This window comes from Hydrogenophaga sp. GW823-FHT04C09 (genome assembly GCF_058796355.1).
In genome coordinates this window covers 176,244-196,068 of the sequence record NZ_JBXAIO010000001.1, presented here as the reverse complement: position 1 = coordinate 196,068, position 19,825 = coordinate 176,244, and the positions used below count along the sequence as shown (strand labels likewise).

Below are 19,825 nucleotides of genomic sequence, written 5' to 3'. Positions count from 1 at the left end.
CGGTTCAGCGGTTCGAAGGCAGCACGCGGCTTGTCAGCCAGTCGTCGGTCATGGCCAGGAAGGCCTGCTGCGCGGTGCGTGTCGTGATCAGGTGGTCCGACACTTCCAGGTAGTTGAAGCCCACCTTCTCGTGGAACGGGAACTGGCCGAACATGCCCTTGAACTGGCCGGCGTGGTTGAACCACTCGGGCTCGCCGCCGCAGTAGACGAACAGCAGCTCCACGCCACCGTCGCTCAGGGTCTGGATGCGCTGGCCGAAGACCTCTTTCGGTGGCGCCAGGGACACTTCCACCGCGCGCCCGCTGCCGTTGCCGCCATCGCCGTCGGTGGATCTGGCCCGGAACAGGCCGAGCAGCCGGTCGGCCGCCTTGCGCACCGCGCCCGCCAGGCCCGCGCGGCGCAGTTTGTAGAAGAAGGTCCGGGTGCGTGAGGCGGCCGTCGGGTAGGCGTAGAGGTCCCACAGCAGGATGGCGCGCAGGCGCGGGTCTTCCAGCGCCACCAGGTGCGCCACCTCGGCGCCTGAACAGAACCCCACCATCATGAAACGCGCGCAGCCAAAGCGCGCCTGGGCCGCGTCCATCACCGAGCGCGTGTCGGCCACCCACTGTTCGACCACCGGCAGGGTGCTGGCGGTGCGGCGGCTGTCGCCCAGGCCGCTCATGTCGAAACGCACCGAAGGAATGCCCTGGGCCGCGAGGCGGCGCGCGAGGTGCACGTTCATGCGGTGCGGCCCGCTGCGCGGGATCACGCCGGAGTTGGTCAACAGGGCCACGACGGGCGGCGCGCCGTTGAAGCCCGTGTCGGCGGGGGTGAAGGTGGCGACGAGGTGGTTTTCGATCCCCAGCGTCAGGGTGTGTTCGGCCATCGGTCAGTCGAGGGTGGAGAGAACGGCGCGCAGCAGGTCCGGAGGGACGATCGCCGTGCCCATCGCCTGACTGGACATCCAGTCGGTGATCTGCCCGATATTGTGCAGGCGGAATTCGGGGTGGTTCTCCAGGTCGGCGAAATGCCCGCGCTGTTCATCGGGCACGGCGCAGAGCACGCGCACACCGCGCCGCAGCGCGGGCGCCACCTGCACGTCGCGCAGGTTCTGCAGTTCGTCGGCGAGGGACTGGCCGACGTGAAAGCCCAGCAGGTCGCCCGGCAGGCCGGGGGCCACCCCCTTGTCGCTGGCGAGCAGCCGGTCCCAGGGCACGCGGAACATGCGCACCAGTTCGCGCTGGTGGCCTTCCATGAGCTGGCGCATGTAGGTGGGGCCGTCGAGCACCGGTTCCCACAGCACGAGCTGCGTGGGCGGCTTGCGCGCGCGCAGGGCCGCGCGCAACGCGAGGGTGGCGCCCAGGCCCATGCCGAACCAGATCACGGGCGCGCCATCGCCGTCCTGCAGCTGCTCGTGGGCGGCCAGGGTGTCGTCCAGCCAGCCGCTGAGCGACTGGTCTTCCTCGTTGCCGGGGGAGTCGCCGGTGCCGTGGTAGTCGAAGCGCAGGGATTCACAGCGCTCGCGCGCGAGCCGCTCGCCCACGACACGGTAGATGGCCGCGGTGCGCACGGCCTCCTGGCCGAGCGGGCGGCACAGCAGGAAGCGCGCGCGCGGTGCGCCACCGCTGCTGGCGGTCTGGTACACGCCCACCATCTCCCGCCCGGGGCGGCCGAAACGTCTGATCGCAAGGTCCATGGAATCGAATCGGTGGTGTGCCGGGTCAGGCCCGTTGAACGAGGCGCGCGAGCCGTTTCATGAGGCCCGGCGCGGGTTCGGCCGCGTCGGCGTTGGCGGCCGCGGAGGCCGGCGGCGTGTCGGCACCGGTGGCGTCGTAGGCCACGGCGAGCTGGGCCAGCGTTTCACTCACGTAGCGGCGCGGGCTGATTTGCTTGCCGATCTGCTGCTCCAGCTTGAGCACGGCCTGCATGGCGGTGAGCGAGGTGCCGCCCAGGTCGAAGAAGTTGTCGTTGCGGCCGATGTGGCTCATGCCCAGCAGCTCGCTCCAGACCGCGTGGATGGCCTGCTCGGTGGCCGTGCCGGCGAAGCGGTCGCCGGTCTGGCTCGCCTGCGCCTTGAGCGCGCGCGATTGCGCCAGCTGCAGCCGGCCCGAGGGGTGGCGCACGATCTGCTCGAACCAGCGCAGGTCGAGCGCCGCGCGGGCCTCGGTGGGCACGGCGTCGAGCAGCGCGCGGGCGTGGGATTCGCGTTGCGCGGCGGACAGGCCGCTGGCCTGCAGGCCGATCACCAGCCGGCGGCGCCCGTTCGAGTCCACCGCGGCCTGCGCGGCGGCCACATCGACGCCCGGCAGCGCCAGCGCCGCCTGCTCCAGTGCCTCGAGGTCCACCAGGCCACCGCCGAGCAGCACCGTGGGTTCGTTCGCATCGCTCACGTGTTGCAGCACGCCGTCGCTGCGCCAGCGCGCGCTGGTGTGGCTGGCTGTCCAGGCGCCCGCCGCGCCGGCCTTCACCCAGACGGGGGCGGCCACGCCGATCGGGGCCGTGCCCTCGGGCCGCGGCGCGACGCGCACGGTGTGCGGCACCAGGGGTCGGCCCACCAGGCCGGCCTCGGCCGCGTCGGCCACCCAGTGGGCGGCCAGCGGCAGGGGCAGTGAGTCGGTCTGCAGCACGTTGAGCACGGAAAGGCCCGCGTCCAGCAGCTGCGCCACGAGTTCGGGGGAGTTGTCGCGCGCGTCCACGGCGGCGATGACCGAGAGCGAGGCGCCACGCCGGGCCTGCAGGGCGTCGGCCCAGGTGTTGGCGTCCGCGAAGACGAGGCCGGTGCGCTCGCGCTGGAGGTCGGCCACCAGGGTGGCGCCGTCGGGCGCCTGGTCCCACAGCACCAGCCGGCCGCCGGTGTGCAGCGCCAGGCCCAGCAGGGCCAGCGCGGTGCCGGTGGCGTGGGCGCTGGCGCGCAGGCAGTCGCCCACCAGCAGGTGGGCCTGGCGGGCGAGGCCGGCGCTGATCTGGGCGACCAGCGCGGCGTCGAAGGCTTGCGGCTGGACCGCCGCCTTGCGCGCCATGGCGGCGGGCTGGCTTTGCAGCCAGGGTGCGTCGCCGAAAGCCACCGCGTCGGCGGGCGGCGTGTCGCCGGGCGTCAGGGGCAGGCAGTGGTGGCCCAGGCGCAGCACGGCCAGGGCGGTGACCAGTTGGGCCACCGGCTCCTGCATCGCGATGGCCACGGTGAGCGGGTGGCCCGCCGCGGGCAGGCGGGTCTTGAGCTGGGCCGCGTTGTCGTTCACGCGGCGGACCAGCTCGCGGGCGTCGAGTTCGGTGCCGCCAATGCGCAGCAGCGCGGGTGGGGTGAGGGCGCTGGCGCGCTGCTCCAGCAGATCGAACAGGCTTTGCGCGGGCGCCACGGCCGGCGCGTCCAGCGCCAGCACGCGGGCCTGTTCGGCGGGCGTGGGCGCCATCAGCTGCGCCACGGTCTGGTTCGGCGTGCGGGCCACCGCGTCGAGCAGGGCCACGAAGCGCTCGTGCAGGGACTTCGCGGTGGAAGGCAGGTAGAGGTGGGTGTCGTACTGGATGCCACCTTCGATGCCGGAGGGGATCTCGACCAGCCAGAGGTTGAGGTCTTCGGTGGCGCCCTTGTGGCGCACGTGCACGCGCTCGTGCTCGAGCGGGCCCCAGTGGGTGGGCCGGTTGCGCGCGTCCTGGAACGAGAACATGCACTGGTACAGGCGCGCGTGCACGCCGGGCTGTTCGGCTTCGAGCACGTGGGCCATGCGCTCGAAGGGCACGTCCTGGTGGGCGAAGGCCTCGACGACGGCGGCGCGCACGCGACCGATCCAGTCGAGCCAGCTCAGCGAGGTGTCCACCGGCAGGCGCACCGGCAGCATGTTGTTGAAGAAACCCATGATGGGGTCGAGCTCGGGCGTGGGGCGGCCGCGCACCGGCAGGCCGATGGTCGGCGCGGGCTCGCGCAGCAGCTGCGAGACCATGGCGGCGTAGACCGAGAGCGCCACGATGCTCAGCGTGGAGCCGGTGCGCTTGGCGATGTCGCGCACGCGGTCGGCCTGCTCGGCGGCGATGTGCATGGACTCGGTGGCGCCTTCGCGCAGCATGCCGGGCAGGCGGGCCAGGTCGGTCAGCGGCTCCTGCACCGGTTTGCCGAGGAACTGCTTTTTCCAGTAGGTCAGCTGGTCCTGCAGTTCGTCGCTGTCCAGCCAGCGCGCGTGCCAGTCGGCGAAGTCGCCGTAGGTCAGGGCCAGGGGCGGCAGCGGCGAGGGCCGGCCTTCCGAGAAGGCCTGGTAGAGCGCGTTCATCTCGTCGTACAGCAGGTCGAACGACCAGCCGTCCCAGATCACGTGGTGCGTCATGAAGAACAGCACGTGGTGGTCGTCGGCGAGGCGGAACAGGCGGGCCTTGAACAGGGGCGCGTGCTCGAGCGAGAAGGCCTGGTCGGACAGGGCGGCCAGCCGCTCCTGCAGCACGGCTTCCTGTTCGCTCGGCGGGTAGCTGCCCAGGTCTTCCAGCGGCAGCAGGCTGAACGCGGGCAGCTCGACGTTCTTCTGCACCGGGCCCTGAGCGGTGGACACGACGGCGCTGTGCAGCGCCGGCTGGCGCTTCACGATGTCCTGGAAGGCGCGGTCGAAGGCCTGCAGGTCCATCGGGCCGCGCAGGCGGTGGCCCGAGGGCGCGTTGTAGACGGTGCGGCCGGGCTGCATGGCCTCGATGAAGCGGATGCGTTCCTGCATCAGGGTCAGCGGCGCCTGGCGCTGGTCGGCGCGGTGCACCAGCGGTTCGCGGGTGGGCGCCGTGGCGCCGCGTTGTTCGTCGATCAGGCGCGCCAGTTTTTCGGCGGTGGTCGATTCGAACAGCACCCGCAGGTTGAGCTGCAGGCCGAAGGCCTTGTTGATCTGGCCCATGAGCTTGGCGGCCAGCAGCGAGTGGCCGCCGAGGAAGAAGAAGTCTTCGTCCACGCCGACGGCGGGCAGCTTGAGCACGGCCTGCATGGCCTCGACCACCGCTTTTTCGGTGTCGTTGCGCGCGGGCTTGACCGCGCCCGCGCTGGCCGACGGTGCCGGGCCGGTGGGCGCGGGCAGTGCCTTGCGGTCGATCTTGCCGTTGGGCAGGAGGGGCATGGTGTCCAGCAGCACGATCTGCTGGGGCAGCATGTAGTCGGGCAGACCGGCGCGCAGCGCCTCGCGCAGGGCGGCGGCATCGGGTTGCTGACCGGCGTGCGGCACGGCGTAGCCGATCAGGCGCACGTCGCCCGGGCTGTCCTCGCGGGCCATCACCACGGTGCGGGCGATGCCGGGCAGGGCGGCGAGGCGGGCCTCGATCTCGCCCAGCTCGATGCGGTAGCCGCGGATCTTGACCTGGAAGTCCAGCCGGCCCAGGTGCTCCAGCGTGCCGTCTTCGCGCCAGCGCGCGAGGTCGCCGGTGCGGTAGATGCGCGCGCCGGGCGTGGTGGTGTCGAACGGGTCGGCCACGAACTTCTCGGCGGTGAGTTCGGGGCGCTTGAAGTAGCCGGTGGCCACGCCGGCGCCGCCGATGCACAGCTCGCCTTCCTGGCCGATGGCCACGGGCTTCATCTGCTCGTCCAGCACCCAGACCTGGGTGTTGGCGATCGGGTGGCCGATGGTGATCTTCTGCGCCGCGTCGGTGACGCGGCACAGGGTGGACCACACGGTGGTCTCGGTCGGGCCGTACATGTTCCAGAGTTCCACGCCGGCCTCGAGCAGGCGCTGCGCCAGCGAGGGCGGCAGCGGCTCGCCGCCGCACAGGGCGCGGAAGCCGGCGGGCGCGCGCCAGCCGGCGTCGAGCAGCATGTGCCAGGTGGTGGGCGTGGCCTGCATCACGTTGATGCGCTGCTCGGCGGCCAGGCGGCCGAGCACTTCGCCGTCCATGGCGTCTTCGCGCTGGGCCAGCACCACGCTGGCGCCCACGGTGAGCGGCAGGAAGAGTTCGAGCACCGCGATGTCGAAGGACAGCGTGGTCACGGCCAGCAGCCGGTCGCCGGCCTGCAGGCCCGGCTCGCGGCGCATGCTGGCGAGGAAGTTGCACACCGCGTTCTGCGGCAGCACCACGCCCTTGGGCTTGCCGGTGGAGCCCGAGGTGTAGATGACGTACATGGGCGCGTCGTCGGCCCAGTCGGCGGGGCGCGGCAGGGCGCTGTCGGAGGCCGAGGCGATGGCGGCGGCGTCGTCGTCGATGCGGATCTGCTGTTCGCGCGGCACGCCCGAGAGGCTGGCGTTGGCCGCGTCGGTGATCACCAGGCGCACGCCCGCGTCCTCGGCCATGTCGTGCAGGCGGTCCTTGGGGAAGCCCGGGTCGAGCGGCACATAGGCCGCGCCGGTCTTCAGGATGCCGAGCAGGGCGGGCACGAGGTTGGGGCCGCGCGTGAGGCACACGCCCACCCGCATGCCGGCACCGATGCCGCGCGAGCGCAGCAGCTGGCCGAAGCGGTTGGCGCGCGATTCGAGCGCGGCGTAGCTCAGGCTCACGCCGTGCGCCACCAGGGCGACGGCATCGGGCGTGGCGGCGGCCTGGCGGCTGATCCACTGCTCCACGCGGGCATGCGCTTCCAGCGGCATGGCGGTGGCCTGGTTCCAGGCGATCAGGCGCGGGTCCGGTGCCGTTGCAGGGCGCACCGGCGCGGGCGCCACCACGGCGGTGAGCACCGGCAGCTCGACGCCGGGGTGCTGCGCGAAGTGGGCGATCTCGGCGCGCAGGGCGTCGATCAGTTCCTGCGCGCGCTGCGGGCTGAAGAACTCGCTGCTGTGGTGCAGGTCCAGCGTGAGCGCGTCGTTCTGTTCGTAGAAGTTGAAGAACAGCTCGCTGAGCGTGCCGCGCTTGCGGCCTTCGTGCATGGCGGCCTGCAGGGGCGCGTAGGCCGAGAGGTCGACCTTGGGGTTGAGGTTGAAGAAGATGCCGGTGAGCGGCGGGCGGTCGCCCGCGCTGCGGATGCCCAGCGCGCGGGCCACCGTGCCCTGGGTCATGAGCGGGTACTCCAGCGCGTCCATCAGGCGCGAGCGCACGCGCTGCAGCACGGCCTCGGTGCTCTCGCCGGGCTGGCAGCCCAGGCGCAGCGGCAGGTCGAGCACGCCGTCGGCCATGATCGGCCCGCGGCGCTGCAGGCTCTGGCTGGCGTAGGGGATGCTGACCACGAAGTCGCTCTGGCCGCTGCGCTTGTGCAGCATGCGGGTGAGCGCCATGAGCAGCACCTGGAACAGCGTGGCACCCGACTGCTTGGCCTGCGCACGCAGGCGGCTGAACAGCTCGCCGTCCAGTCGTATGCGAAGCGTGTCGGCCGCGTAGCTGCGGTGGCCCTGCGGGGTGCGGTCGCCCAGGTTCAGCGGCGCGGGCGGGTTCTGCAGCTGCTGCTGCCAGAAGCGCAGGGCTTCCTGGCCGTCGGGGCCGTCGAAGCGGGCCTGTTCCTCTTCGGCGAAGTCCAGCGGCGACTCGGCCGGCTTGAAGGCCGGCGCCATGCCCATGCTGCGGGCCTTGTAGGCGGTGGCGAGCTCGGCGTTGAACACGCTGGAGGCCCAGCCGTCGAACACCAGGTGGCTGGCCACCACGTGCACCACGGTGCGGCCGTCGGCCAGCGCGAGCAGGCTCACGGCGGCCAGCGGCGCCTGGTCGAGCGGGAAATCGCGCAGGCTGGCCTGGGTGCAGAAGTCGTCCAGCGCCTGGTCGGCGTCGGGCTGCGCGCTCAGGTCGATCTCGGCCACGGGCAGGTTCAGCTGCGGCGCGACCCGCTGCCGGGGTTCCTCCAGATCGAACTGGATGCGGAAGGCCTCGTGCCGCGTCAGCACGTCGTTCAGCGCGGCCTTCAGCGCGGTGCGGTCCACGCCGCCTTGCAGGCTGACGCAGAACGACTCGTTGAGGGCGAGTCGGGCCGAGGGATCGAAGCCGCCGGCCAGCCAGCGCTCGGTCTGCCCGGGCGAGAGCTGGGCGTCGGTGCCGGCGCGCGTGCCGCCTTGCGGGCCCGAGGGGGGTGGGGCACCGCCGCCGTCCTTGGGCGTGATGAAGCCCAGGCCCATGAGCTCGTCCATGGCGTCGGTGAACACCTGGAAGATGCGGTCGGTGTGGGCGTCGGTCATGCCCTCGGTGACGAAGTGGCCGAACTGCTCGTACAGGTGCAGGCCGTGGTAGCGCACCAGGTAGTAGAAGAGGCTGATGTGCTTCTGGTTGTCGTCCCACTGCAGGCGCCAGATCGAGGCGCAGTGCACCGCCTTGACCGGTGCGCCACGCACCGCGAAGGCCGTGTTGAGGCGGTCGATCAGGCGCTGGGTGCGGTCGTTGAGGTTGCGGTAGAACTCGCGCCCGCCCGCCTTGATGTGCTGCAGCGTGGCACGCGCGGCGGCCAGCGCCAGCGGGTGGCGCACGAAGGTGCCGGCGAAGTAGGTCACGCCGGCTTCGGGGTAGGAGTCGTCGCCGTACTGCCAGTGGCCGCCGTCGAGCGCGTCGAGCCAGTTGGCGTTGCCCGCGATGGCCGCGAACGGCAGGCCGCCGCCGATGACCTTGCCGTAGGTGGCGATGTCGGCGCGCACGCCGTAGAACTCCTGCGCACCGCCTGGGGCGACGCGGAAACCGGTCACGACTTCGTCGAAGATCAGCGCGCAGCCGGCCTTGTCGGCGATCTGGCGCAGCGACTGCACGAACTCGCGCGGCTGCAGCGTGGGGTACTTGTTCTGGATCGGCTCGGTCATGATCGCCGCCAGCTCGGGGCCGCGCTCGCGCAGCACGCGCAGGGAGTCCTCGCTGTTCCAGTCCAGCACCAGGATGTTTTCCACCGCGTTGGCCAGGATGCCGGGCGCGGCGGAGAGCGAGCGCAGCTGCTTGGTGCCGCGCACGATCACCTCGTCGAAGATGCCGTGGTAGGAGTTGGTGAAGATGGCGATGGTCTTGCGGCCGGTGACGGTGCGCGCGATGCGCATGGCGCCCATCACGGCCTCGGAGCCGGTGTTGCAGAAGCCCACGCGCTCCATGCCGGTGAACTCCGAGATGAGCTGGGCCACATCGGCCGCGTAGGGGTGTTGCGGGCCCACTTCCAGGCCGAGCTGCAGCTGCTGCTGCATCGCCTCGATCACCTTGGGCGGCTGGTAGCCCAGCAGGTTGCCGCCGAAGCAGGACAGCAGGTCGATGTACTCGTTGCCGTCCAGGTCCCACAGGTTCGCGCCCTGCGAGCGGTTCACCACGATGGGGTAGACCAGGTCCTTGTACAGCGGGTTGAAGCCGGTCACCACGCGCGGGTCGGCCATGACCTTGCGGTGCTGCTGGCTGAAGGCCTTGGATTGGCCCGAGCGGGCGTTGTAGCGGGTGATGAACTCGTCGAGCCAGCGGCGCTGCGCGGGCGTGAAGTCCTGGCGCGCTTCCAGCGTCAGACGCGGCGAGGCGCCGAAGGGTTTTTCGACCAGCGACTTGATGGAGGGCTGGGCGGGTTCGGCCTCCGTCGCGGTGGCGGCCGGAGCCGAGGCCACCGCGGTCGGCGCGGGCGCCACGGGGACCGCTGCGATCGGCAGGGCGGCTGCCATGGGCTGGCCGGCCAGCACCGCGAGCTGCTGCGCCATGAGTTGCATCTGCTGCTGAAGCAGCTGGTGCACGGCGTTCGTGCCGCCGGGCAGGGCCGCGAACTGCAGCGGCAGGGCCGCCGGGGCCGCGAAGCCGGCCACCTGGGCGGGCATGCCGGCCGCCATCGCGGGGGCTGCCGCCACGGGGGCCACCGGCGCGAACTTGTCGGCCGGCATCTCGGTATCGAGGAAGCGCGCGAGCTTGCCGATGTTGTCCAGGTCTTCCATCAGGCGGCGAAAGCGCAGCTTGACGCCGAACACGCGTTCCAGTTCCAGCGTGGCCTGGGTGAGCGAGAGGGAGTCCAGGCCCTGGTCGACAAAGCTGGCGTCCGTGGTCATGTCGTCGGCGGGGATGCCCGAGACGTCGCTCAGGACGCGCTTGAGTTCGTTTTCAACGGTGGGTATTCGGCTCATGGTGACGGCACTCGCAACGGAGAGGGAAACATCGGACGGCAGGGCGCCTGCGGGCGCGGTGCGGCGGGCAAACCAGTGACGGTCGTTCTGGAACGGGTAGGTGGGCAGGGGCGCGCGGCGCGCGGTCGCGGCCACCGGCCAGGCGGGTTCGATGCCGGCGCACCACAGGGCACCCAGCGCGGCCAGGCCCTGCTCGGCGGGCTGGCCGGGGTCTTGCGCGGCGCCCAGCATGGACACGATGCGCGGCACCTCGGCTTTGGGTGTGCGGTGCTGGCGCAGCAGCGCGGTGAGCGCCTGCCCCGGCCCGACTTCGAGGAACACGGTCTCGCCCTGGGCGAGCTCGGCCATCACGGCCTTGCTGAACAGCACCGGCGCGCGCACCTGGCGCGCCCAGTAGCCGGGGTCGGTGGCCTCGTGCGCCTGCAGTGGCGCGCCGCTCACGCACGAGTACACGGTGAGGTGGGGTGCCTGCAGGCGGGCCTGCGCGAGCGCTTGCGCGACGCGCGGCAGCGCGCCTTCCATGGAGGCGCTGTGGAAGGCGTGCGAGACGCGCAGGCGGGTGGCATCGATCTCGTTGCGCTCCAGGGCCTGGGCGAAGCGGTCGATGGCTTCATGGCCGCCAGCCACCACGGTGAGCGCTGGCGCGTTGCAGCCGGCGACCTCGATGCCCTCGGGCAACAGGGCCCGCACGGCGTCCAGGCCGGTGCGCACGGCCAGCATGGCACCGGCGGGCTGGTCGAACATGGCCTGGCCGCGCGCGATCACGGCGGCCATCGCGTCTTCGAGCGAGAACACGCCGGCGTGGCACGCGGCGGCGTACTCGCCGATGCTGTGGCCGATCATGGCGTCGGGCCGGATGCCCAGGCTGTCCAGCCAGGCCGCGAGCGCGTAGGACACGCTGAACAGGGCCGGCTGGGCGTAGCGCGTCTGCGCCAGCAGTTGGGCCACCTCGGCATCGGCCGGGTCGGCGCTCACCAGCCAGGCGCGCAGGTCCACGCCCAGCGCGGCCTCGGCCAGCGGCAAGGCGCGGTCGAGCGCCTCGCGGAAGGCGGGCACTTCGTCCACCAGCTGGCGCGCCATGCCGGGGTGTTGCGAACCCTGACCCGGGAACAGGAACACCAGGCGCGGCTTCTGCAGCGCGCTCACGCTGCTCTTGGCCGCGCGCAGGCGTGCGATGGCTTCCTGGGCGCTGCCGGCGACCACCGAGAGGCGCTGCGCCATGGGTTTGCGCCCGCGCATGAGCGTGGCGGCGACGTCGCCCAGCGGCAGCTCGGGATGTTGTTCGAGGTGCTCGGCCAGGTCGCGCGCGCGCTGCAGTGCGGCGTCGGCGGTGCGGGCCGAGAGGGGCAGCAGCCAGCGGCCGTCGCCGGTCGATGCGGGCGCACGCGCCGGGGCCTCTTCGATCACCACGTGGGCGTTGGTGCCGCCGACGCCGAACGAACTCACCGCCGCGAGCCGCGATTCGCCGGCGCGCGGCCAGGGGGTGTTCTGCGCCACCACGCGAAAGGGCGTGTTCTCGAAGTCGATCTGCGGATTGGGCCGGCGGTAGTGCAGGGTGCCCGGGATCACGCCGTGGTGCAGCGAGAGCGCGGTTTTGATCAGGCCAACCACGCCGGCACCGGCGGCCATGTGGCCGAGGTTGCTCTTGAGCGAGCCGATGCCGCAGTACTGGCTGTCGGCGGTGTCTTCGCGCCAGGCGCGGGTGAGCGCGGCCACCTCGATCGGGTCGCCGAGCGAGGTGCCGGTGCCATGCGCTTCCACGTAGCCGATCTGGCGCGCGCTCACGCCGGCCTGGTCGAGCGCCATGCGGATGGCGCCCATCTGGCCGGTGACGCTGGGCGCGGTGAAGCTGGCCTTGTCGCCGCCGTCGTTGTTCAGGCCCACGCCGCGGATCACGGCGTACACCGTATCGCCCTGGGCCAGGGCGTCTTCCAGCCGGCGCAGCACGACCACGCCGCCGCCACTGGCGAACACGGTGCCGCTGGCGTCGGCGTCGAACGGGCGGCAATGGCCGTCGGCGGATTCCATGCCGCCTTCGACGTGCAGGTAGCCGCTGATCTGCGGCACGGCCACGTTGATGCCGCCGGCCAGCGCCACGTCGCACTGTCCGCTGGCCAGAGCGTGCCAGGCCTGGGCCACGGCCACCAGGCTGGTGGAGCAGGCGGTGTGGATGCTCAGGGCCGGGCCGTTGAGGTTGAGGCGGTTGGCCACGCGGGTGGCCACATAGTCCTTCTCGCTGGCGAGCATGGTGGCGAATTCGCCGTACTGCTGCACCAGCTCGGGTTGTTCGCTGCGCAGCGCGGGCGCGTAGGCGTTGTTGCCGGTGCCCGCGTAGACGCCGATGCGCGCGTCGGTGCGCGAGGCGTCGATGGCGGCGTGTTCGAGCGCCGAGACGCTGAGCTCGAGCATCAGCCGCTGCTGCGGGTCGAGCATGGTGGCTTCGCGCGCCGAGATGCCGAAGAAGCCGGCGTCGAAGTGCTCCACGCCGTCGAGCACGCCGTGCGCGGCCACGAAGTTGGGGCGCGAGCGCACCGCGTCGGGCACGCTGGGGTCGAGCTCGTCGAGCGAGAACTGGCGGATGCCTTCCTGGCCGTCGATCAGGTTCTGCCAGAAATCGTCGAGGCGGCGGGCACCCGGTGTGCGGGTGGCCATGCCGACGATGGCGATGCCGGCCGTGGGCTGGGCCGGCGCCAGGCGCTTGCGCTGACCCGCGTTCACCGGGCCGGCGAGCGCCGCGGCGATGCCGGCCACGGTGGGTTTGTCGTACACGTCGGCCACGTTCAGGCCCTGGACGCCCTGGTCCTTGAGGCGCGTGACGAAGCGCATCACGAGCAGCGAGCGCGCGCCCAGGTCGAACAGGTTCTGGTCGTCGCCGATGGCGGGCAGGCCCAGCAGCTCCTGCCACAGGCCGCGCACGATCGCCACCGGGTCGCTCGAAGCGGAGGTGGCGGCCGTGTCCATGGCCGGCAGGGGCAGGCCCTTGCGGTCGATCTTGCCGCTGGGCGTGGTGGGCAGGCGATCCAGCACCACGTAACGCACCGGCACCATGTACTCCGGCATGGCGGCGCGCAGTTCGGCGCGGATGCGGGTGATCAGCTCGCTGGTGTTGGCTTGCGTGCCTTCGCGCAGCACCAGGTGCGCGACCAGTTGTTTGCCGATGCCGGGCAGGTCGGGCGCGGTGACCACCGCGTCCTTGATGCCGGCCTGGGCCATGATGGCCAGCTCGATCTCGCCCGGCTCGATGCGAAAGCCATCGACCTTGAGTTGCTGGTCGGCGCGGCCCAGGTAGGTGTACACGCCCTCGGCGTCGCGGCGCGCGAGGTCGCCGGTGACGTACCAGCGCCCGGGCAGCGCGGGGAAGTCGGTGCGGAAGCGCTCGCCGGTGAGTTCGGGCCGGCCGAGGTAGCCGCAGGCCAGCGTCTCGCCGCCCAGCAGCAGTTCGCCGGTGTGCTCGTCGGTGGCGTTTTCGGACGGCACCAGGGCGAGCTGCACGTGCGGCAGGGCGCGGCCGATCGGGGGGATCTCGGGCCAGGCGGCCGGGTCGCCACGCAACTCGTGCGCGGTGACCACGTGGCTTTCGGTCGGGCCGTAGTGGTTGTGCAGCTCCGAGCCCGGCAGGCGCTGGAACAGGGACCGGATCGCGGGCGTGACCTGCAGTTGTTCGCCCGCGCTCACCACATCGCGCAGGGAGGTGGGCAATTCATCGCGCGAGGCCTCCGCGATCATCTGCAGCGCCACGTAAGGCACGAAGATGCGTTCGATGCGGCGCTGGATCAGGGCGTTGAGCAGCAGGCCGGGGTCGCGCCGCTGTTCCTCCGGCACCAGCACCAGTGTGCCGCCGCAGGCCAGCGTGGAGAAAATTTCCTGGAAGTGCACGTCGAAGGACAGCGGCGCGAACTGCAGGGTGCGCGCGGGCTGGCCCAGGCGGGGGTGGTCGGCGTGCCACTGGATCAGGTGGCGCAGCGGCACCGCGCCCATGGCCACGCCCTTGGGCCGGCCGGTGGAGCCCGAGGTGAACAGCACGTAGGTGAGGTCGGGCGCCGAGGCGTGCAGGGCGGCTTGCACCGGCGCGGGCTGTTCCAGCGTGGGCAGTTCGCCCACCAGCGAGCGCAGCGTGGACAAGGCCTGGTCTTCGCCCACCACCGCGCGGGGTTGCGCATCGTCCAGCATGGCGCGCAGGCGCTCGGCCGGGTAGGCCAGGTCCAGCGGCACATAGGCGATGCCGGCTTCGGCGGCGGCCAGGATCGAGATGATGGTGTCGGTGGAGCGCGTGGCGGCCACCGCGATGCGTTCACCGCTTTGCAGGCCCGCGTCGGCAAAGGCGCGCGCGCGCGCCGCCACCGCAGAGGCCAGTTCACGGTAGGTCAGGGGCTCGCCCTCGGGCGACTCCAGGGCCACGGCGTTCGCGTGGCTCTGTGCTCCGCTGCGCAGCCAGAGACCCAGGTTCGGTTCACCTGCGTCGTTCTCTTGCTGACTCATGAAGTGCATTGCAAAAACCCCCTACGTGCAGGAAAGCTCCTCGAATGAATACAAATGAGTACCATCAGAAACTTGTGTAACAAATGATAACCCGGTCGTGTTGTATTTTTTCTGACTTTCCGGGCCGCTTTCCCGCAGTTTGTACGACATAACTCACGCCGAAATGCATTTCCGACATTCCCGACCAAACGACACTGACAAGATGCAGGACTTCTTGCAACAGACCCTCTCGCATTGTTGCGGGCTCGAAGCCTTTTGATCTTGTGAAACATTCACCCAGGTTATCGCTGTGGACGGGTTGGGGCGTGGCGGCGCTGATCGCCTGCGCGGTCCTGGCGATTGGCGGCTCCGCGCGCCTTTCGGAGGCGTTCCTGTGGCGCCTGGAGCGTTGGCAGTCCGCGCCCACGGTGTCCCAGCGCCTCTTCGAGCGGCGCACGATCGCCCACCAGCTGAGCGTGGACCGCCTGGTGCCGCGTGGCGCGATCCTCTTCTTCGGCGACAGCCACCTCCAGACCTTGCCCACGGGGGGCCTGGCGCAGGCCTACAACTTCGCCATCGGCGGTGAAACGGCCCAGCGGCTGAGCCAGCGCCTCGATCGCTACACTTCGCTGCCCCGGGCCCGCGCGGTGGTGCTCGGCGCGGGCACCAACGACCTGATCGAGGGCCGCACGCCCGAAGACGTGCGGCTGGCCTGGCATGCGATCCTGGACCGCATGCCCGCGTCCGCCCAGGTGGTTTGTGTCGGCATTCCCGTGCTGCCCGGCAACCCGGCCGAGGCCGTCAACGCGTCGGTGGCCGAGATGTGCCGGCAGCGCGGCCATGCCATGGTCGACGCGGTGCCGGGGCAGGGCGCCCTGGCCCGCGCGTCCCTGGCGGGCGATGGCCTGCATCTCGATGCCACCGGTTCCCTGTTGTTGCTCCAGGCCATCGAGGCCGTCCTGACCAAGAAACCCGCATGATCGAATCGCCACCCTCGCAGTCGCACCGCCAACCCGCACTGGACTGGCTCCGGGGTTTCGCCGCCCTGATCGTGGTCGGCTTCCACTACTTCCATGCGGGGGTTCGCGATGGCTCGATCCAGGGCCAGCAGAGCCCCATCCTGTACCACGTCTTTTCCTATGGCTACGTGGGGGTGCACCTGTTTTTCATGATCAGCGGCTACGTGATCATGATGACCGCCCAGAATTCGAGCGTGCGGCGTTTCATCGCCTCCCGCGTGTCCCGGCTGATGCCCGCCTTCTGGGTGTGCATGACCCTGACGGTGCTGATCGAGCTGGCCGCGCCGGCCGCGCCGTTCAAGCCCGAGTCCTGGGCCCAGTACGCGGCCAACCTGACCATGCTGCCCCGGGTGTTCGGCCAGAACCTCGTCGATGGCGCGTACTGGTCGCTGGCGGTGGAGATCAATTTCTACTTCTGGATCGGCGTGGCGATCGCCACCGGGCAGCTCAAGCGCATCGAGACGCTGCTGATCCTCTGGCTGGGCCTGTCGCTGGTCAATTTCATTCGCCCCATGTACACCGTGGAGATCGTCACCAGCGCCCAATGGGCGCCCCTGTTCGCCGCCGGCGCCTTCTTCTTCCTGGTGCGGCAGTCGGGCTGGACCACCCGTCGGCGCTTGGCGCTGCTGGGCTGCGCCGCGCTGGCCTGCATGTACCTGTGGCGTGAAAATGGCCAGGCAGACAGCCTGGAGCAGCTGCTGGCCCTGGACGACAGCCCCAACAACCTCGTGATCGAGGCCATCCTGCTGTCGTATTTCGCCTTCTTCTACTGGATGATTCGCCGCAAGGTACCGATTGAACCCTCGACATGGAGCGATTTGTCCGGCCGCCTCACCTACCCGCTGTACCTGATCCACCAGCACGCCGGCTATGCCCTGTTCAGCGTGGCGGTGGCGTCCGGCCTGGTCGCGTCCTGGGGCATGACGCTGGTGACCCTGGGCATGATCGCCCTGGCCCTGCTGGTGGCCTGGGCGGTCAATGTCGGGGTCGAACAGAAGCTCGGCCCCGTGCTGCGCAAGTGGATCGCGCGCTGAAGGCGGGAGAAGAAGCGTGACGAACTCCGCACCCACGCAAAAGCCGGCGCGGTATGCTGGTGCGGTGACAGATCGCGCTAGCCCCATGGGGTATGTACAACAATGCACAACGCACCACGGCATTCGGGAGAAGATTCGATGAGATTGCCGGGATTGGACCCCCAGCCCGTCGAACTGGGCCTTGTCGCGCCGGTGCTGCTGGTGGTCGTCGATACCGAAGAAGAGTTCAACTGGAACCAGCCCTTCAACCGACAGGCGACCGCCACCCAATCCATTTCCTCCCAGGACCGGGTGCACGCGCTCTACGACCGGTTCGGCGTCGTGCCGACCTACGTCATGGACTACCCGGTGGCCAGCTCGGTGGCCGCCACCCGCTACCTGCGCGGGCTGGTGGACGCGGGCCGCGCGGAATTCGGCACCCACTGCCATCCCTGGGTCACGCCGCCACACAACGAAACGGTGTCGGTGTTCAACTCGTACCACGGTAACCTGCCGCTGGAGCTGGAGGAAGCCAAGATCCGCACCAGCACCGACGCGGTGGCCCAGGCCTTCGGCCGCGCGCCGCGGGTGTTCAAGGCCGGGCGCTACGGCGTGGGGCCGAACACCTTCGGCATCCTGCAGGAACTGGGCTACACCGTGGACTGCAGCGTGGTGCCCCACACCAATTTTTCCTTCGAAGGCGGGCCGAACTACCAGGGCATGTCCGACCGCCCCTTTTTCACCGACGCCTCGCACGCCTTGCTCGAAGTGCCCATGACCGTGGGCTACTCGGGCCGCCTGCGCCGCATGGGCCCCGCCAATCCCTGGCTCATCGGCAGCAACCTCTCGCAGCGGCTTCGCCTGCCCGGCGTCATGAGCCGCATGAAGTGGCTGGAGCGCGGCAGGCTGAGCCCGGAAGGCTTCGATGTGCAGTCGCAGGAGCGCCTGCTCACCACGCTGTTCCACGAAGGCGTTCGTGTGTTCACCATGACCTACCACTCGCCGACCTTGCAGCCGGGCAACACCCCGTACGTCAAGACCGAGGCCGATCTGGTCGCCTTCCTGGCGAACATCGAGTCCGTGCTGAGCTTTTTCCAGAACCGCCTGGGCGGCACCTTCTCCACGCTGACCCGCGTCGAGCAACTGGCGCGCTCACGGGTTGGCGCCGCACAGGCAGTCGCGGCCGTCGCGCACTGAGCGCCTCGCGCATCACCCGCCAAAAACAAACAACCCTCTGCGAAGAGAGGGTTGTTGAAGGTCAGAGCGGTTGAAGCGGGATCAACGCGGAACGATGGCCCAGGTGGGGTCGTTCACGTAGCCGGCATCCATCTTCGGGGTCATGGACTTCCACTTGCTGTAGGCACCGCTGGCACCGGTGATGCCGGCGCTGCTGGTGGCGGCCAGCATGGCGCGGGCATAGGCGGCGTAGTCGTCCACGCGGTCCGGTGAGCCTTCGGTGATCGCCATGCCGGCGCACGAGGCGCCCTTCGAGCCAGCGTAGTTGGTGTCGAACAGGGTCTTCCAGCTGCTGAAGAACTGGTTGCTCGCGTCGGTGACGTCCCACCAGTAACCCGGGGCCTTGGCCATGCAGAAGCCGTTGGCTTCGTTCAGGAAGCGGCCGACGGTGAAGCCGGTGATCCAGTTCAGCATGGTGCGGCCTTGCGGGTCACCGTCCTCGGCGATCTGCGTGAGCACCAGCGTCATGAAGTCGTTTTGCCAGGGGCCGGCCTTCTTGGTGTCCCACGGGCTCTTGATGGCGCCGAAGGGCGAGCGGGCGGCCGCGTTGGCGTTCTGCGGGTAGTTCTGCACGTACCAGTTCAGGTTGTTGGCCAACCGGGTCTGGAAGTACGACTTCATGGGGTGGTTGTCGGGCACGATGCGCGAAGCCTCGTCGATGGAGCGCAGGGCCCAGGACTGGGCACGTTCCTCGTTGCCGTAGATCAGGCCCTTGGCGCCTTCGCGGTAGTAGGGGTCCACCGCCGCGATGTTCCAGCTGGCCCAGAACATGGCTTCGTCCAGGTAGAAGGCATCGCCGGTGATCAGGTAGGGCATGTAGCCGAACGAAGCCTGGTGCGCCGTGTCCGGCGTGTAGATGGTCGTGCCCGTCGGCGTGGGCAGCTTGGGCGTGGAGGAGCCAAAGCGCACGGCCACGTTGGGGTTGCGCTCCACATCCAGTGGCTGGCCAGAGCCTTCATCGCGGTAGTGCACCGGCACGCCAGCGGCGGCATCGGCGTTGGCCAGCATGCTGGCGCGGGCACGGTCGTCCTGGGTGATGAGGTACAGCGCGGTCCAGCGTGGCTGCGGGCCGATCTCCGAGCGACCACCGGTGGTGGGGAAGTACGGCACCAGCATGGCCGGGCCCATGGGCGCGGTGTTCGAGCTGGCCAGCACGCGGGCCTCGTCGGCCAGGACCGACTCAGGAATCTTGACGCTCAGGTCGTAGTTCCAGGTGGCCTTGCTGGCCAGGAAGTACGGCATGTGGTGGCGCACGCGGTACTGCGGCAGTGTGGCACCCGTCCACAGCACCTTGTGCCAGCGCGCCTGGTAGTTGTGCGTGATGCGCGGCTGGGTGTGCACGACCTGGCCGTTGCGGCGCACGGTCAGCTCATAGGTGAGGTTGCCCGGGTTGGCCTTGAAGGTCCAGTTGTTCTCCAGGACCATGTCGGTGCGGATGCTGGCGCCGCCGTCGTACAGGCGGGTGTGCAGCCGCGCCGAGAGGTGGGGGTGCTCGGCGTTGCTGGCGCTGTCCTTGAAGGGCGCGACCACGGTGTACTCGGTGGCCACGCTGCCGTTGAGGCGGCGGCCCGAGCCCTGGGCGATCTGCTGCTTGAGCAGGTCCTGGGGCTTGGCCACCAGGGTGGAGACCAGGGTGCTGCCGTTGTAGACCTTGGCCTCGAGTTCGAGGTTCCAGTCGGGGCTGGCGGGGATGGTCTGGGTGGCCGAGGACTTGGCGCCGGCGAAGAGGTTGATCAGCTTGGGCTGGTTGGCAGCGAGGTTGCTGACCTTGGCGCTGAGGACGGCAAAGCGCAGGGAGCCGTCGCGGTGGGAGGTCACCTCATCCATCTGCAGGGGCACGCTCGCGCCGCTGCTGTCGGTGGCGACCAGGCCCTGGTTGGCTTGCACGGCGCCGGCCTTGAAGGGCTGGCCGAAGGTGATGGGCAGGGCGCTGGAGGCCGTGCCGGTGGAGACTTCCACGCAGGTGATGGCGTTGGCCGCGCAGGCCAGGCCACCGGAGCCAACGGCTGGAGCAGGTGCGGGAGCAGGTGCGGGGGCTGGAGCCGGAGCCGGAGCCGGAGCCGGAGCCGGAGCCGGAGCCGGAGCAGGTGCGGGTGCGGGTGCGGGAGGCTTTGGTGCAGGTGCAGGTGCAGGTGCAGGTGCAGGTGCAGGTGCAGGTGCAGGTGCAGGTGCAGGTGCAGGTGCAGGCGCA

The 19,825-nt window shown here is 70.3% G+C and carries 7 protein-coding genes; 3 read left to right on the top strand and 4 right to left on the bottom strand.

Annotated elements, in window-relative coordinates; translation table 11 throughout:
• Positions 1–4: 4 nt before the first annotated feature.
• The 3 genes from AC1Q9M_RS00920 to AC1Q9M_RS00910 are packed head-to-tail and all read right to left on the bottom strand — an operon-like array spanning position 5 to position 14,387.
• Positions 5–865 carry a serine aminopeptidase domain-containing protein gene (locus AC1Q9M_RS00920; protein ID WP_382324615.1) on the bottom strand — a complete coding sequence of 287 codons (861 nt, stop codon included), beginning with the start codon at positions 863–865 and terminating at the stop codon, positions 5–7.
• Positions 866–868: 3 nt separating this feature from the next.
• Positions 869–1,675 (bottom strand): alpha/beta fold hydrolase, encoded by an 807-nt coding sequence (locus tag AC1Q9M_RS00915; protein WP_382324617.1) that lies wholly within the window; start codon positions 1,673–1,675, stop codon positions 869–871.
• Between the two features lie 25 nt (positions 1,676–1,700).
• Complete coding sequence (locus tag AC1Q9M_RS00910; RefSeq protein ID WP_492431971.1) at positions 1,701–14,387, bottom strand: amino acid adenylation domain-containing protein; 12,687 nt, start codon at positions 14,385–14,387, stop codon at positions 1,701–1,703.
• 263 nt (positions 14,388–14,650) lie between these two features.
• Between AC1Q9M_RS00910 and AC1Q9M_RS00905 the strand changes: the two genes are divergently transcribed.
• The 3 genes from AC1Q9M_RS00905 (at position 14,651) to AC1Q9M_RS00895 (ending at position 17,595) form a co-directional block, all read left to right on the top strand.
• Positions 14,651–15,346, top strand: coding sequence for an SGNH/GDSL hydrolase family protein (locus tag AC1Q9M_RS00905; protein ID WP_444686490.1), 696 nt, complete (start codon positions 14,651–14,653; stop codon positions 15,344–15,346).
• Positions 15,343–16,419, top strand: a complete 1,077-nt coding sequence (locus tag AC1Q9M_RS00900) for an acyltransferase family protein (protein WP_382324625.1) — start codon at positions 15,343–15,345, stop codon at positions 16,417–16,419. Before AC1Q9M_RS00905 ends, AC1Q9M_RS00900 begins: the two co-directional genes overlap by 4 nt.
• A 153-nt stretch (positions 16,420–16,572) precedes the next feature.
• On the top strand, positions 16,573–17,595 hold the full coding sequence (locus AC1Q9M_RS00895; RefSeq protein ID WP_382324627.1) for a polysaccharide deacetylase family protein: 1,023 nt from the start codon (positions 16,573–16,575) through the stop codon (positions 17,593–17,595).
• A gap of 81 nt (positions 17,596–17,676) precedes the next feature.
• On the opposite strand, the gene AC1Q9M_RS00890 is transcribed toward AC1Q9M_RS00895, so the two are convergent.
• Positions 17,677–19,593, bottom strand: a complete 1,917-nt coding sequence (locus AC1Q9M_RS00890; RefSeq protein WP_492431968.1) for an RIFT barrel domain-containing protein — start codon at positions 19,591–19,593, stop codon at positions 17,677–17,679.
• Between the last annotated feature and the right edge of the window lie 232 nt (positions 19,594–19,825).

Excerpts from the sequence above, each read along its gene's own strand:
- AC1Q9M_RS00915 (WP_382324617.1), bottom strand. The coding sequence starts at position 1,675 with ATGGACCTTGCGATCAGACGTTTCGGCCGCCCCGGGCGGGAGATGGTG.
- AC1Q9M_RS00910 (WP_492431971.1), bottom strand. The coding sequence starts at position 14,387 with ATGAGTCAGCAAGAGAACGACGCAGGTGAACCGAACCTGGGTCTCTGG.
- AC1Q9M_RS00900 (WP_382324625.1), top strand. The coding sequence starts at position 15,343 with ATGATCGAATCGCCACCCTCGCAGTCGCACCGCCAACCCGCACTGGAC.
- AC1Q9M_RS00920 (WP_382324615.1), bottom strand. The coding sequence starts at position 865 with ATGGCCGAACACACCCTGACGCTGGGGATCGAAAACCACCTCGTCGCC.